The organism is Ruegeria arenilitoris, assembly GCF_013030985.1.
In the GTDB taxonomy this organism is placed as follows: Bacteria; Pseudomonadota; Alphaproteobacteria; order Rhodobacterales; family Rhodobacteraceae; genus Ruegeria; species Ruegeria arenilitoris_B.
The window spans coordinates 135,537-150,806 of the sequence record NZ_WPYP01000009.1 but is presented as its reverse complement, the minus strand read 5'-3'; the positions used below and the strand labels follow the sequence as shown (position 1 = coordinate 150,806).

General features: G+C 60.8%; 14 protein-coding genes. 3 read left to right on the top strand and 11 right to left on the bottom strand.

Features of this window, described 5'->3' with window-relative positions; translation table 11 throughout:
• Nucleotides 1-51: 51 nt before the first annotated feature.
• From GOX88_RS17930 to GOX88_RS17905, 6 genes are all read right to left on the bottom strand, one after another.
• Nucleotides 52-1,995 carry an AMP-binding protein gene (locus GOX88_RS17930; RefSeq protein ID WP_170405150.1) on the bottom strand — a complete coding sequence of 648 codons (1,944 nt, stop codon included), beginning with the start codon at nt 1,993-1,995 and terminating at the stop codon, nt 52-54.
• 560 nt (nt 1,996-2,555) lie between these two features.
• Complete coding sequence (gene thpR, locus GOX88_RS17925) at nt 2,556-3,074, bottom strand: RNA 2',3'-cyclic phosphodiesterase (RefSeq protein WP_170404930.1); 519 nt, start codon at nt 3,072-3,074, stop codon at nt 2,556-2,558.
• A gap of 11 nt (nt 3,075-3,085) precedes the next feature.
• Complete coding sequence (locus GOX88_RS17920) at nt 3,086-3,313, bottom strand: hypothetical protein (RefSeq protein WP_170404927.1); 228 nt, start codon at nt 3,311-3,313, stop codon at nt 3,086-3,088.
• A gap of 122 nt (nt 3,314-3,435) precedes the next feature.
• Complete coding sequence (gene mutT, locus GOX88_RS17915) at nt 3,436-3,834, bottom strand: 8-oxo-dGTP diphosphatase MutT (protein ID WP_170404924.1); 399 nt, start codon at nt 3,832-3,834, stop codon at nt 3,436-3,438.
• Nucleotides 3,831-5,057: a bifunctional glutamate N-acetyltransferase/amino-acid acetyltransferase ArgJ gene (argJ, locus tag GOX88_RS17910; protein WP_170404922.1), complete on the bottom strand. Its 1,227-nt coding sequence runs from the start codon at nt 5,055-5,057 to the stop codon at nt 3,831-3,833. The genes mutT and argJ overlap by 4 nt, the downstream gene beginning before the upstream one ends.
• A 6-nt stretch (nt 5,058-5,063) precedes the next feature.
• Nucleotides 5,064-5,912 carry a peptidylprolyl isomerase gene (locus GOX88_RS17905; RefSeq protein WP_170404919.1) on the bottom strand — a complete coding sequence of 283 codons (849 nt, stop codon included), beginning with the start codon at nt 5,910-5,912 and terminating at the stop codon, nt 5,064-5,066.
• Nucleotides 5,913-6,088: 176 nt separating this feature from the next.
• Here GOX88_RS17905 and secA point away from each other — a divergent pair, with 176 nt between their 5' ends.
• From secA to GOX88_RS17890, 3 genes are all read left to right on the top strand, one after another.
• On the top strand, nt 6,089-8,806 hold the full coding sequence (gene secA, locus GOX88_RS17900; protein WP_170404916.1) for a preprotein translocase subunit SecA: 2,718 nt from the start codon (nt 6,089-6,091) through the stop codon (nt 8,804-8,806).
• A gap of 100 nt (nt 8,807-8,906) precedes the next feature.
• On the top strand, nt 8,907-9,830 hold the full coding sequence (locus GOX88_RS17895; RefSeq protein WP_170404913.1) for a hypothetical protein: 924 nt from the start codon (nt 8,907-8,909) through the stop codon (nt 9,828-9,830).
• Between the two features lie 25 nt (nt 9,831-9,855).
• Nucleotides 9,856-11,412 (top strand): phosphate ABC transporter substrate-binding/OmpA family protein, encoded by a 1,557-nt coding sequence (locus GOX88_RS17890; protein WP_170404911.1) that lies wholly within the window; start codon nt 9,856-9,858, stop codon nt 11,410-11,412.
• 4 nt (nt 11,413-11,416) lie between these two features.
• Here the strand turns inward: GOX88_RS17890 and radC are convergent, their stop codons facing one another.
• The 5 genes from radC to GOX88_RS17865 are packed head-to-tail and all read right to left on the bottom strand — an operon-like array spanning nt 11,417 to nt 15,270.
• Nucleotides 11,417-12,172: a RadC family protein gene (gene radC / locus GOX88_RS17885; protein ID WP_170404908.1), complete on the bottom strand. Its 756-nt coding sequence runs from the start codon at nt 12,170-12,172 to the stop codon at nt 11,417-11,419.
• Nucleotides 12,173-12,207: 35 nt separating this feature from the next.
• Complete coding sequence (locus tag GOX88_RS17880) at nt 12,208-12,942, bottom strand: ABC transporter permease (RefSeq protein WP_170404905.1); 735 nt, start codon at nt 12,940-12,942, stop codon at nt 12,208-12,210.
• A complete protein-coding gene (locus tag GOX88_RS17875) occupies nt 12,939-13,667 on the bottom strand; it encodes an ABC transporter ATP-binding protein (protein ID WP_170404902.1) in 729 nt (242 codons plus the stop codon). Before GOX88_RS17875 ends, GOX88_RS17880 begins: the two co-directional genes overlap by 4 nt.
• The gene (gene tenA / locus GOX88_RS17870) at nt 13,664-14,338 is read right to left on the bottom strand and encodes a thiaminase II (protein WP_170404898.1); all 675 of its coding nucleotides are present in this window, start codon (nt 14,336-14,338) and stop codon (nt 13,664-13,666) included. The genes GOX88_RS17875 and tenA overlap by 4 nt, the downstream gene beginning before the upstream one ends.
• Nucleotides 14,335-15,270, bottom strand: coding sequence for an ABC transporter substrate-binding protein (locus GOX88_RS17865; RefSeq protein ID WP_170404895.1), 936 nt, complete (start codon nt 15,268-15,270; stop codon nt 14,335-14,337). Before GOX88_RS17865 ends, tenA begins: the two co-directional genes overlap by 4 nt.

Here is a 15,270-nt window from a genome sequence, read left to right as displayed (position 1 = left end):
GGGACGGCGGGCGGGGCGACGACCGAAGGTCGAGCGGCGCACGACCGGTCCTCATTCCGCAGCCACCTTGTGCTGCGCCACCGGCACCACCGGCGCGTCCACAATCTCCAGCGTCGCCGAGATCGACCCCTTGCGGCCGTCCTCATAGGTCACTTCGGTCGTGGTCGAGACGGTTTTGGACCCGTCATACAGCGCCGCGATGATGTCGCTGAACTTCTCCTCGACGAAACCACGCCGCACTTTCCGCGTACGGGTCATCTCACCATCATCGGCGTCCAGTTCCTTATGCAGCACAACAAAGCGATGCACCTGGCAACCTGACAGCATTTCATCCGCCGCCACGGACTTGTTCACCTCTTCCACATGGCCGCGAATCGTCTCTAACACACGGGGATGGCCCGCCAGTTCCTGATAAGACGCATAGGCCACGTTGTTGCGTTCCGCCCAGTTGCCGACTGCGGTCAGGTCGATATTAATGAAGGCGACACAATGATCCCGGCCGTTTCCGAACAGCACGACCTCAAGGATATCGGGATAGAACTTCAGCTTGTTCTCAACATATTTCGGCGCAAACATCGACCCATCGGCCATCTTGCCCACGTCCTTGGCCCGGTCGATGATCCGCAGATGGCCCGAGTTCTCTTCGATGAATCCTGCGTCCCCGGTGGCCACCCAGCCCTCGGCATCCTTGGTCGAAGCGGTCGAATCCGGGTTGTTGTAATACTCGACGAACACGCCGGGCGAGCGATAGTGAATCTCGCCGTTGTCGTCGATTTTCAGCTCGACCGCCGGGGCTGGTACACCAACCGTATCCGCGCGCACCTCACCATCAGGCTGAACGGTGATAAACACGGTGGCTTCGGTTTGGCCGTAAAGCTGTTTCAGGTTTATACCCAGCGAGCGGTAGAAATCGAAAATCTCCGGCCCGATCGCCTCACCGGCCGTATATCCCACGCGGAACCGGCCATAGCCCAGAGTATCCTTGAGCGGGCCATAGACCAGCAGATTGCCCAGCGCGTATTTCAGCCGGTCGCCGAAACCCACCGGCTTACCGTCCAGCAGCAGCCCTCCAACCTTCTTGGCGTGCGCCATGAAGTGGTGGAACATGCGCTGCTTCAGCTTGCCCGCGTCCTCCATCCGGATCATCACGTTGGTCAGCTGGGTTTCGAACACCCGCGGCGGGGCAAAGAAATAGGTTGGCCCGATCTCGCGCAGATCGGTCATCATCGTGTCGGCGCTTTCGGGGCAGTTCACGCAGAAACCGCACCAATAAGCCTGACCGATGGAAAAGATGAAATCACCGACCCAGGCCATCGGCAGGTAGGACAGGATGTCCTCATTCCGGGTCAGGTGATCGAACTCGGCCGAATTCTTGGCGCTTTCGATCACGTTGCGGTTCGAAAGCACCACACCCTTGGGCTTGCCCGTGGTGCCCGAGGTGTAAAGCATCACGCAGGTATCGTCATAGGTGATCGCAGCAGTCCGCTTGTCCAGTTCCGCATCGAACCGCTGATGGCCTGCGTTTCCCTCGGCCATGATGTCTTCCAGCGCGTTCATCTGGGAGTGGTCGTATTTCCGCATCCCGCGCTTGTCGGTATAGAAGATGTGTTTGACCTGATGCAGGTTTTCCTGAATCTCGATGACCTTGTCGACCTGCTCCTGATCGCCGCAGACGACGTATTTCGCGCCGCAATGCTCCAGCACATAGGCCATCTCTTCGGCCACCGAGTCCTGATACAGCGGCACCGGGACCGCCCCCACCATCTGCGCGGCCACCATCGACCAGTAATGCGCCGGTCGGTTGCGACCGATCACGGCAATATGGTCACCCTTTTCAACGCCGATCTCCAGAAATCCAAGCGCCAGCGCGCGAACCTCGGCAGCGGTTTCCGCCCAGGTCCAGCATTGCCAGATGCCGAATTCTTTTTCCCGATAGGCCGGGGCATTCCCGAACTGTGTCGCATTGCGATGTAGCAGCGCCGGAAGGGAGGCCATCCCGTCCGCGCCCGACTGCGTCTGAGCCAATCTCTCTCTCCTCCCCATCCGACCCCTCCCCGAGGCCGGAAATGGCGGGTCCGGGATGGTGCCCGGACGCCAATGCCCCGATTAGGAGCATGAGCAAGATCAGCGTCAAGTTTTGCCTGATGTTTTCTCAATTCTTACGAATTGTAACAGGCGTAAGAGGGGGATCTTTTGGGTCTTACAAGGTATACAAACCGCGAGATTGGGTATCTAAGTCGAGCGTTAGAGGACTTTGGGCTGGGTTTCACGCCTTTGCAGCAAAGTTGACGTAACGAGATGTCGGGCATTGATACGGGGCAGCTTTGCGCCCAAAGCCGCCATCTAACATGCTTCAGCCTTTCTTTTGCGCGGCACATCGCAAACTGCGGAAGCCGGACATTTGGAGTACCGGCGAGTAAAGGCAAGTGGCGGACAAACAGAGTTATCGCTGCAACCGCACCAAAGAGCGTTTTGTGGACGGGCGATCAACAGTGATCGTTTTTTGTCATACATGTATGCCAAGCGCTGGCCAGTTTAGCTGCAACGGCAGCCCGTCACCTGAGCACATAATGCGCCAAGGCTTCGTGTCTGGCACCTTCTGGACGCAAGGTCGATTGGTATAGGGTAAAGCCGGTCACCTGCATCTTTGGCAAGGCGCTCATTGTGCACGGATGTTGGACGAGCTGAACCGCCTCGCGTTGTCCTGGTTTGAAGCGAGCAATAGTCACATGCGGGCGAAAGCGCCGGCGGGGCAGCACGATCTCGGCTCGCCGCATGGCAGTCTGGATTTTTTGGTGCAAAGCTACGAGTGCCGGACAATCCTCCGCCACGACAGCCAGAACCTGCCCAAAACTTTCGATCCCTGAAAAGGTGATGCCGAAGGGTGGAGCTGAAAGTTTCAAAAGCTCTTCATGCAATTCCTCTAACGTCTCCTCGGTCTGATCATCCAAAAAGGCTAGCGTCAAATGCATGTTGTCCGACGATACCAGTCGGCCGACCGGCAGCGCGCGTTGCAAGGGCGCAATAGCTGCCTTTACGTCGTCGCTAAGCGATATCGCAATGAAAGACCGCATAGAGCCCAGAGCTACGGATGGTGTATTGGCAAGCCCATCACATAGTAGACTGGCAAAACGAACGATAGAAAATGTGCAAAGGTTGCCAAAGGGTTTTCAATCGCGACGCGCAACGTCGATTTTTCCAAGTGGAACATCTTTACCGTATCATTCCGATATCGCGGAGAAAATGCCAACAATACTCCATACGTTCCAAGCATCGACAAGGCGACAACGGCAAAGCTTTGATCCTGCGTCATAGTGAGGCCCTGAATTTTGTCTGAGTAACTTTGCGCAATGTTTGCTCATGTTTCAATGGCAGCAAAGACCGCATAACCGTCATCCAGCCGGGTTTTTCTAGGGTGTTTCCGACGTTCAACCCCTACAACCAATCTCTCAAAATCGGGATCAGCGGCACATCCGCCGCGGGCATCGGGTAATTGCGCAGCTCATTCGCGCGCGCCCATTTCAATGCCTGCCCTTCCTTGGATTGCGGAATCCCCTCCCATTTGCGGCAGGCAAACAACGGCATCAGCAGGTGGAAATCGTCATAGCTGTGACTGGCAAAGGTCAGCGGCGCGAGGCACGAAGCCCAGGTGTCGATACCCAGCTCCTCGTGCAATTCGCGGATCAAAGCGGCCTCGGGGGTTTCGCCGGGTTCGATCTTGCCGCCGGGGAATTCCCACAGACCGGCCATGGATTTGCCCTCTGGGCGCTGCGCCAGCAGCACCCGGCCCTCAATGTCGATCAGGGCGACCGCAGAAACCAGAACTGTTTTCACGAGCGATAGTCCGCGTTGATCTCGATATACCCATGGGTCAGGTCACAGGTCCAAACGGTGGACTGACCCTCACCCAGCCCCAGATCGACGGCGATCACCAGATCCTGACCTTTCATATAGGCGGCGGCGTCTTCCTCGCGGTAGTCCGGGCTGACCCAGCCTTTTTCGGCCACCAGAATGTCTCCGAAAGAGATGCTCAGCAGGTCCCGATCCGCCGCGGCGCCGGATTTGCCGATGGCCATGACCACGCGGCCCCAATTCGGGTCCTCGCCCGCGATGGCGGTTTTCACCAGCGGTGAGTTGGCGATGGCCAGACCATGCACCTTGGCGTCAGTGTCCGAGTCGGCCCCGGTCACACGGATTTCCACGAATTTCGTGGCCCCTTCCCCGTCACGCACCACCTGCTGGGCAAGATCCAGCATTACGGTTTCCAACGCCTCGGCAAAAGCCGCGTTGCCGGTGGCATCCACACCTGACGCGCCGGTGGCGCACAGCAGCAGGCTGTCCGAGGTCGAGGTGTCGCTGTCCACGGTAATGCAGTTGAACGTCCGGTCGGTTTGCGCCCCCAGCATCGCCTGAAGGGCCGATTGCTCGACTTGCGCATCGGTGAAGATATAGACCAGCATCGTCGCCATATCCGGCGCGATCATGCCCGAACCCTTCGCAATCCCCGCAATAGAGACTGTTTTGCCGGCAATCTCGACCTGCGCCGATGCCCCTTTCGGGAAGGTGTCGGTGGTCATGATCGCCCGCGCGGCGTCCTCGATGGCATGGCGGCTGAGGCCCGATTTCAGCGCCTCAAGCTGCGTCACGATACGCTCATGCGGCAGCGGCTCGCCGATCACGCCGGTCGAAGAGGTAAAGACCCGCTCGACCGGAACGCCGGTTGCTTTTGAGACCGCCTGCGTCACCTCGGCCACCGAGGTCTGACCATAGTGCCCGGTGAACGCGTTGGCATTACCCGAGTTCACAAGGATCGCCGCCGGGCCGTCACTGGCCCCGCCGATCTTGTCCTGACAGTCCAGCACCGGCGCCGCACGGGTAGCAGACCGGGTAAAAACCCCGGCCACAGACGTGCCAGGGTCCAGTACCGCCAGCATGACGTCAGTGCGTCCCTGATAGCGCACCCCCGCCTCGACGGTGGCAAAGCGCACACCGTCAATCGCAGGCAATTCGGGAAAAGCCGCCGGAGCCAGCGGAGAGACCTTGGTGATCGTGGCCACGCGCGTTTACTCCTGAATCAGGTCGGTCTGACGCAGAACTTCGGGACCAGCGCCCTCCAGCGCCGGGCGTTCAATCTCGGCCTGCTGGGTAAGTTCGTCGATGCGGGCCTGGATGACCTCTTGCTGCAGGGTCTGGGTCAGCTCGGCGCGGACCTGATCCAGGTCCGGTGCTTCGGATTTGCGCTTGTCGTTCAGGGTGACCACGTGCCAGCCGAACTGGGTTTTCACAGGCTCGGACACCTGCCCCTTTTCCAGGCTGATCACGGCTGCCTCGAAGGCCGGAACCATCTGGCCCGATCCGAACCAGCCCAGCTCACCCCCATTGGGACCGGACGGGCCGGTCGAGTGCTCTTTGGCCATTTCGGCGAAATCGGCACCGTCGTCCAGCTGTGCCTTGATCTCTTTGGCTTTTTCTTCGGTTTCCACAAGGATGTGGCTGGCGTTGAACTCATCCGCGCCCTGGAAATCGGCATATTTCGCGTCATAGGCCGCCTGAATCGCCTCGTCTGTCAGTTCTTCCGCGATCAAGGCGTTCACCGTCTGCACCGCCAGCAGCGAGCGTGTCTCATTGTCCAGTGCCAGTGTGTTCAGCTTGGACAAGGCTTCCTGCTGCTGGCCCAGCAGCGCCTGCTGGATCAGCTGGTCGACGATCAGCTCGTACAGCACGTCATCTTCAATCTGCTGGTACTGCTCGGGCAGAGCAGCGCCGGTGGCGATCACGTGACCCAAAGTGATCTCTTCCCCGTTCACGCGGGCAATAACGGTGCTGGCGTCGGGTTTGGTTTCGGCGGCCAATGGCAGGGCCATCGTCACAGCAAGCGCCAGCGATGGCAGAAAAGTGAGGCCTTTGGGCATGGAATCATCCTATTTCTTTGCCGCGACAGGGCGTGGCGTTGACACTCTGGGACCTGCCGCTTACATCGCTTTGAAGCCTTGGACAGGGCCGCCTTTCACCCCCCGTATCTATGGGTTGCGCGCAAGGTGGGCAAGCCTGTCGCAACCACGATAAGAACAGATCCGCTGGAGTGAACATGCTGGGACTCGGAACGCTCGCCAAAAAGGTGTTCGGAACACCGAACGACCGCAAGATCAAGGCGACCCGCCCGCTGATCGAAAAGATCAACGCGCTGGAGCCCGAGTTCGAAAAACTCTCTGACGAGGGGCTGATCGAAAAAACCGCCGAGCTGCGCAAACGCGCGTTGGATGGCGAAAGCCTGGACGCTCTGCTGCCCGAAGCCTTTGCCAACGTCCGTGAAGGCGCAAAACGCGCGCTGGGCCTGCGCGCCTTTGATGTGCAGCTGATGGGCGGCACCTTTCTGCATCAGGGCAATATCTCGGAAATGAAAACGGGTGAGGGCAAGACGCTGGTCGCCACCTTCCCCGCCTATCTGAACGCGCTGACCGGCAAGGGCGTGCATGTGGTCACGGTGAACGAATACCTGGCCAAGCGTGACTCGGAATGGATGGGCAAGGTGTTTGCCGCCGTCGGCATGACCACCGGCGTGATCTGGTCGGGTCAGCCCGATCCCGAGAAGAAAGCCGCCTACGCCTGTGACATCACCTATGCCACCAACAATGAGCTGGGCTTCGATTACCTGCGCGACAACATGAAGGCCGATCTGGCCGAGATTTACCAGAAATACCACAATTTCGCGATTGTGGACGAGGTCGACTCGATCCTGATCGACGAGGCGCGGACGCCGCTGATCATCTCGGGGCCGTCACAGGACCGCTCGGACCTGTATACCGCCATCGACGCGCTGATCCCGTCGCTGAGTGACGATCACTATTCGCTGGATGAAAAGTCCCGCAGCGTGACCTTCACCGACGAGGGCAACGAGTTTCTGGAGCAGCAGCTGATTGCTGCCGGCCTGATCCCCGAAGGCCATTCGCTCTATGATCCCGAAAGCACCACGGTCGTGCACCACGTGAACCAGGGTCTGCGCGCGCACAAGCTGTTCACGCGCGACAAGGATTACATCGTGCGTGACGGCAATGTCGTGCTGATCGACGAATTCACCGGCCGGATGATGCCGGGCCGCCGCCTGTCCGAGGGTCTGCATCAGGCCATCGAAGCCAAGGAAGGCGTACAGATCCAGCCCGAGAACGTGACGCTGGCCAGCGTGACCTTCCAGAACTATTTCCGCCTTTATGACAAGCTGAGCGGTATGACCGGTACGGCGCTGACCGAAGCCGAGGAATTTGCCGAAATCTATGGTCTGGGTGTGGTCGAGGTTCCGACCAACAGGCCCATCGCCCGTGTGGACGAGGACGATCAGGTCTATCGTACCGGTGCTGAGAAATACGGCGCGATGATCGAACAGACCAAGGAAGCACAGGAAAAGGGCCAGCCGGTCTTGCTGGGCACCACGTCGATCGAGAAATCCGAACTGCTGAGCCAGCTGCTGCAAAAGGAAGGCATCGCGCATAACGTCCTGAACGCCCGCCAGCACGAGCAAGAGGCGCAGATCGTTGCCGATGCGGGCCGTCTGGGCGCGGTGACCATCGCCACCAACATGGCCGGCCGCGGCACCGACATTCAGTTGGGCGGCAATGTGGAAATGAAGGTTCTCAAAGCACTGGCCGAAAACCCCGAGGCGGATCCTTCCCAACTGCGCACCGCCGAAGAGGCCCGCCATGCGGAAGAGAAAGAAAAGGTTCTGGAGGCCGGTGGTCTTTATGTGATGGCGTCGGAACGCCACGAAAGCCGCCGCATCGACAACCAGCTGCGCGGTCGTTCCGGCCGTCAGGGTGACCCGGGCCGCACCGTGTTCTACCTGAGCCTCGAAGACGACCTGATGCGCATCTTCGGCTCGGAACGGCTCGACAAGGTTCTGACCACGCTTGGCATGAAAGAGGGCGAGGCCATCGTCCACCCCTGGGTCAACAAGTCGCTGGAACGGGCGCAATCCAAGGTCGAAGGCCGCAACTTCGACATGCGCAAGAACGTACTGAAATTCGACGACGTGATGAATGATCAGCGGAAGGTTGTGTTCAGCCAACGGCGCGAGATCATGTCCTCGGATGACCTGTCCGAGATTGTCTCGGACATGCGCGAGCAGGTAATCGACGATCTGATCGACGAATACATGCCGCCCAAATCCTATGCTGATCAGTGGGACACCGACGGCCTGCACGAGGCGATCAAGGACAAGCTGACCATCGACGCGCCGGTTCAGGACTGGGCCGCCGAAGAGGGCGTGGATGACGAACAGGTGCGCGAGCGTCTGATCAACGCCGCAGATGAAATGATGGCGCAGAAGGCCGCCGCCTTTGGCCCCGAGAACATGCGCAACATCGAAAAACAGGTGCTGCTGAACACCATCGACAGCAAATGGCGCGAGCATCTTCTTACGCTGGAACATCTGCGCTCGGTCGTCGGTTTCCGTGGATACGCGCAGCGCGATCCGCTGAACGAATACAAGAACGAAAGCTTCCAGCTGTTCGAGGGTATGCTCGACAGCCTGCGCGAAACCGTGACCCAGCAATTGTCACGCGTGCGTCCGCTGACCGAAGAAGAACAGCGCGAGATGCTGGCTCAGATGCAGGCGCAACAGGCACAGGCGCAACAGGCGGTCGATCAGGCCGCGGACCGGGCCGAAGCCGTGGCCGAGGCCGAAGCCTCGGGTGATGCCCGCCCCGGTTTTGTCGAGGACGATCCCAGCACCTGGGGCAACCCGTCGCGCAATGACCGGTGCCCCTGCGGGTCAGGCAAGAAGTTCAAACATTGCCACGGGCGCCTGACCTAACGTCGCCCGAAATCAGACACATTGAGTCCCCTTCACGGCCACATATTGGCCGTGTTTCTTAATCAACATGCGACTCGCTCCTTCAAATGGGGAGGGTGTCTTGTTTGTCATTAAGAACTACGTGACCACCGGCGGCACGGTCGTTTGCGCGCTGGCGATTGGTTACCTGATGCAAAATGGAATTCCTGCCGGATCGAACGATTCGCGGGACCTTGAAGTTGTATCCACCACCCCGAGCGCTGTTGTGCCCGGGCTGGAGGAAATCGTCCTGACTTCCTCGACTCCCGCCCCGGCAACAGACCAGATCACTTCGTCGACAAAACGGACGCTAAAGCCCAGCCGGTCAACCCCCTCTGACCGCGCCGAGTGTGTCCTGAGCGCCCGGGCCCGCGCCGTCCCCGGCGCTGCCGCCCGCCTGATCGTCAAAGCCCCCTGCCACGGCAATGAGCGGATCGAGGTGCATCACAGCGGCCTGACTGTCACGCAAGAGACAGACGCAAACGGCACGTTGGATCTGACCATACCGGCCCTGTCGGAATACGCGATCTTTCTGATCTCTCTTGACGATCAGAAGGGGACCGTAGCCACCACTCACATTCCCGACATCGGCCAGTATTCCCGCGTGGCCCTGCAGTGGCAGGGTGAGACCGAGCTGCAGATCCATGCGCTGGAATTTGGGGCCAGCTATGGCGACGCGGGTCATGTCTCGGCCGGGTCCGGCACGCAGGGCGCAGGCAGCGTCGTGCATCTGGCCCAGTCCACATTCCACGATGCCCGCAACGTCGAGGTCTATTCCTTCCTTGCGGCACAATCGCATCAATCGGGGTCGATCGCATTGACGGTCGAGGCCGAGGTGACCGAAGCCAATTGCGGCCAGGACCTGAGCGTGCAGTCGCTGGAATTGCAGTATGACCGAAGCCTGCGGTCGCGCGACCTGACGCTCAGCTTTCCGGATTGTTCCAGGACCGGTGAGTTTCTGGTGTTGAATAATCTGCTTCAAGACCTGACAATCGCGGCAAACTAAACCCGCAGGCAGGCTCGAATTTCCAATGACATTTCTTCGTGTGGCGGCGGCCGCACTGTTTTCGGCAACATTTACCTCGACCGTACTGGCGCAGGATATCACGCTCACCTCTCATGACGGCAAGGTCGAGGTGGCCGGAACCCTTCTGGGGTTCGACGGCGAGTTCTACCGCGTCGACACGCAATTCGGCGAACTGACGGTCGACGGCTCTGGCGTGACCTGCGACGGACCCGCCTGCCCCAACCTGACCGATTACGTGGCCGAGCTGCGGTTTTCCGGATCGTCCGTCATGGCCGAAAAGGTGCTGCCCGCCCTGCTGACGGGCTTTGCGGAACAGGAAGGGCTGTCGGCAACGCCCCTCATGACCCAAAACGACAAACTTGTTTATGAGCTGCACCAGACCGGGCGCGATGCCCCGCTTGGGCGGTTCTTTTTCGACGTCGGCAATACAGGTGGCGGCTTTTCCGATCTGATCGCAGGGCAGGCCGATATCGTGATGGCCCTGCGCGAAATCCGCCCGTCGGAACAAGAGGCCGCCGAGGCCGCTGGTCTTGGCGACCTGACGCAGGCGCGCCGGTCGCGGGTTGTGGCGCTGGATGCGCTGGTCCCCATCGTTGCGCCCGACAATCCGGTAGCGTTTGTTTCCCTGTCCGATCTGGCACTGGTGCTGTCCGGTGAGATCGACAACTGGTCCGCTTTGGGTGGACCGGACGCACCAATAGCGCTGCACCTGCCGGAATCCGGATCGGGTCTGGCGCAAGGGGTCGAGGATCGATTGCTTGCCCCCGCCAAAGTGGCGCTGTCTGATACCGTCCTCCGACACGCGCGGGGCAGCGATCTGGTGCGTGCCGTGGCCGATGATCCCTTTGCCATCGGAATAGCCAGCGAGGCCGAGGTCGAAACGGCCCGCGCCCTTCCGCTGGCCGGGGGGTGTGGCCATGCGCTGATGGCCACAAGACAAACAATCAAGACCGAGGATTACCCGCTGACCTCGCCCATGTTCCTGTACCTGCCCCAGCAACGCCTGCCCCGCGTCGCCCGTCAGTTTCTGGCTTATACCCAAAGCGCTGACGCCCAGATGGCAATCCGCGACGCAGGTTTTGTCGATCAGGCCCCCGAGAGGATGCCTATCGAGCTGCAGGGAAATCGGTTTGCCAATGCTGTTGCCTCGGGCGGCGCTGAGGTCGGGCTGGAAGAGCTGCAGCGCATGGTCACCACGTTGCGGCCTTTGTCCCGCCTGTCGCTGTCCTTCCGGTTCGAGGCCGGGTCTTCGCGGCCTGACGCGCAATCGCGGTCCAACATCCAGAACCTGGCCCAACAGCTTGAGGCGGGAACGCTCAATGCGCGCAAACTGGTCTTTGTCGGTTTCAGCGACGGCGACGGCGACGCGGCGGCCAACGCGCGGATTGCTCTGCTGCGGGCAAAAACAGTGCGCAACGCGGTGCTGGCAGCAGTGGAAACCGCGATCCCCGACAGTATCGAACTTGAGGTTGACGGGTTCGGCGAGGCCATGCCGATGGCCTGCGACGACACCGACTGGGGCCGCAAGGTCAATCGCCGGGTCGAGGTCTGGGTCAGGTAACCCGCTACAGATACCCTTCCGACCGAAAGCTCAGTTCATTCGATTTGCCGATGATCAGGTGATCGTGCAGCGTCAGGCCCAGCGCCAGACAGGCGTCCTGAATCCGGTTGGTCATGTCGATATCCGACTGTGACGGGGTCGGATCGCCCGACGGATGGTTGTGCACCAGAATTAGCGCCGACGCATTCAGTTCCAGCGCCCGTTTCGCCACCTCGCGCGGGTAGACCGGAACGTGATCCACGGTGCCCTTGGCCTGTTCCTCATCCGCGATCAGCACGTTCTTGCGATCCAGATAGAACACCCGGAACTGCTCGGTTTCACGGTGCGCCATGGTCGTATGGCAATAGTCCAGCAGCGCATCCCAGCCCGAGATCACATGCCGCTGCATCACCCGCGCGCGGGCCATGCGATGGGCGCAGGCCTCGAGGATTTTCAGATCGGTGATCACCGTATCCCCAACGCCCTTGATCTGGCGCAGCCGTTCCTCGGGCGCGGTCAGCACCCGGTTGAAATCACCGAACGTATCCATCAGCGCCCGCGCCAGCGGTTTGACGTCCTGCCGGGGGATGGACCGGAACAGGACCAGCTCCAACAGCTCATAATCCGGCATCGCCGCCGAACCACCGGACATGAACCTTTCGCGCAGCCGTTTGCGATGATCCTTGATGTAGGACGGCAACCGCCCCGACGGCAGCGGCTGCACCGGGGCTTCGTCACTTTCAAACAGCATCGGGGCTTCGGCAAAGGCGTCCTGGGTCATGCCCAAAGATTGGCGCAGAATCGGTTTCCGAAAGGTTAACGCGCCTCACCCGCCATGCGGGCCGTGGCCCGGCGGACCAGCATATGCAGCAGAACCGAGAACACCCCGAGCGTCAGCATCGCCGCAAACATCAGATCGGTCTTGGCCCGGCCATTGGCCAGCAGCATCAGATACCCCAGCCCCTGCGAAGACCCGACCCATTCACCGATCACCGCCCCAATCGGCGCGTAAACAGCCGCCAAGCGCATTCCAGACGCCAGCGAAGGCAAGGCGGCCGGTATCCGGATATGCCACAACACTGCGCGCGGGCTGGCCTGCATGGTGCGCGCCAGATCGAGATACCCGGCAGGCGTCCGCATCAGCCCGTCGAAAAAGGACGAGGTGATCGGGAAATAGATGATCAGCACCGCCATCGCCACCTTGGACCACAGCCCATAGCCCAGCCAGAGGGTAAGCAGAGGAGCCAGCGCAAAAACCGGCAGCGCCTGCGTGAACACCAGCATCGGTTGCACCAGAACCCGCGCGGCGCGGGAATTGGCCAGTTGCAACGCGGTGACCACCCCCAGAACTGTGCCGCAGGCCAGCCCGACCACCACCTCAATCGCGGTGATCCACGTGTGTTCGGCAATCAGCCAACGGTTCTGCCACCACGTTTCCGCCACCAGGGCGGGTCCGGGCAGGATGAATTTCGGCAGGCCGGTCAGAAAGACAATCATCTGCCAGACCGCCAATGCAAACAGGGTTGCGGCGAGGGCCGAAAGGTACTTCACGCCGCTTCCTCGCGCAAAAGACGCAGCAGCGCGCCTTGGGTCTCCAGCGACCCGAGGTCATCGACCTTACGCGGGGCGGACGCGGCTGGCGGCTGGCAGGGGGTCAGGCCATGCTGCGTCATCACCACGATGGACTGGCCCAGCCGGGCGGCCTCAGCCGGGTCATGGGTGACCAGCAGAACGGTCCGCCCCTGCAATGCCTCAGCAGCCAGATCCTGCATATCCGCGCGGGTGCGCGCGTCGAGCGCCGAAAACGGCTCGTCCAGCAACACGATAGGGCGATCCTCCATCAGCGTGCGGGCCAAGGCCACGCGCTGCCGCTGACCGCCGGACAATTCGCCCGGTTTCTTGGTCAGATGATCCTGCAGGCGCATCCGTTCGATCAGACGGTCACGGCGCGCAAGATCCGGCGTCTCACCCCGCAACCGGGGCCCCAGCAGGACATTCTGCGCCACGGTCGCCCAAGGCAACAGCAGATCGTCCTGCGCCATGTAAGCAACACGCTGGGTCACCGGTTGACCATCGCTGGCGGTGATCTGACCGGTGAACTCGGCCCCGGTGTCCAGCCCCGCGATCAAGCGCAGTACGGTGGTTTTCCCAACACCTGACCCACCCAGCAGGCAGGTCCATTGCCCCGCACCAAGAGTCAGGGACAGCGGCGCGAACAGGGTCGCGCCGCCGATTGTGGCCGATCCGCTGATGGTCAGGTCGGGTGTCGAGGTCATGGGGTCAGGCCCATCTGCCAGAAATTTACCTCGAGCTCGGTCGCGGTGCGGAAGGTCCGGCACAGGCGCTGCCAACGCGGTGACGTCTCAAAATCCGCCCCAATACGCCGTGTTAGAGCCGCATCAAGCAATTCCCCGACCGCCTGACACGCCGCCTGATAATCCGGGCTGGCATAGGTGTTGATCCAGTCGCGATAGGTGTCCGAGGTGGCCTCGGACACCAGCCGAGCGCCGATCTCACCATATCCCATCACGCAAGGTACCAATGCGGCCAGCAGGTCCAGCAGATCGCCGCTATAACCGGCCTCGAGTACAAAGCGGGTGTAGGCCATGTTTTCCGCCCGTTCCTCGGTCGCGAACAGCTCTTCGCCCGAGATGCCTTCTGCCGCGCAAATACCGATATGCAGCTGCATCTCTTCGGCCACCAGCGCGTTCACCGTCGCCACCGCAGTCAGCATCTCGGAGTGGGTCTCGGACTTTACCACCGCCAGCGCCCAGGCGCGGGAAAAGTGGATCAGGAACACATAGTCCTGCCGCAGGTAATGCAGGAATGCCTCACGCGGCAGGGTGCCGTCCTTCATCCCCTCGACAAAGGCGTGGCGGGTATAGTCCCGCCACTGCCCCTGCGCCGCATCACGCATCAGCGTGAACGCTTTGCCGTAGTCGCTCATTGCACGGTCACGTCGATGGTGATGTCGCTGACCGGGTTGATGCTGTCGATCATGCCGCTGTCTTTCAGAAACGCCTCGAACCGGGCATAGCGACCCGCGTCAAAACCCGCGGGACGCAGGGCAAAGCGGGGCAGCGTGTCGACCCACGCGCGGGCGTTCAGCTCATCCTGCAGCTCGGGCGAGGTGGCGGCAAAAATCTCCCAGCTTTTCTTTGGATTGTTCACAATGAACTGGGTCGCTTTTTCGGTGGCAGCCAGAAAACGTGCGACCTTGTCAGCGTCCATCGTTTCGGGGTTGGCCACATAGATCAGCTCATCATAGGGCGGCACGCCTTCTTCCTCGATATAAAAACACCGGCCTGCGACGCCTTCGATATCCATCTGGTTCAGTTCAAAATTGCGGAAGGCTCCGATCACCGCGTCCACCTGGCCGCTCATCAGCGACGGCGACAGCGAGAAGTTCACGTTGATCATCTCGATATCGTCCAGCGCGACGTCATGAGTGTTCAGCATCGCGGACAGAACCGCCTCTTCCACACCGGCGACCGAGAATCCGACCTTCTTGTCCTTGAGGTCCGCCAGCGTTTCGATCGGGCCTTCTTCAAGCACCAGCAGGCAGTTCAGCGGGGTGGCGACCAGCGTGCCGACACGTTTCAACGGCAGACCTTCGTGAATCTGCAGGTGCAGCTGGGGTTGATAAGACACCGCCAGATCCGCCTGACCGGCGGCCACCAGACGCGGCGGGGCCGAGGGGTCGGCGGGCGGGATGACTTCGACCTCAAGCCCCTCATCGGCGAAATAACCGTTTTCCTGCGCCACGATGATAGGGCCATGGTCGGGGTTGATGAACCAGTCCAGCAGAACGGTCATCTTATCCTCGGCCCAGGCGGGCGCGGCGGCCAGCAGGGCGATGGTTGTGATCAGTTTCTTCAT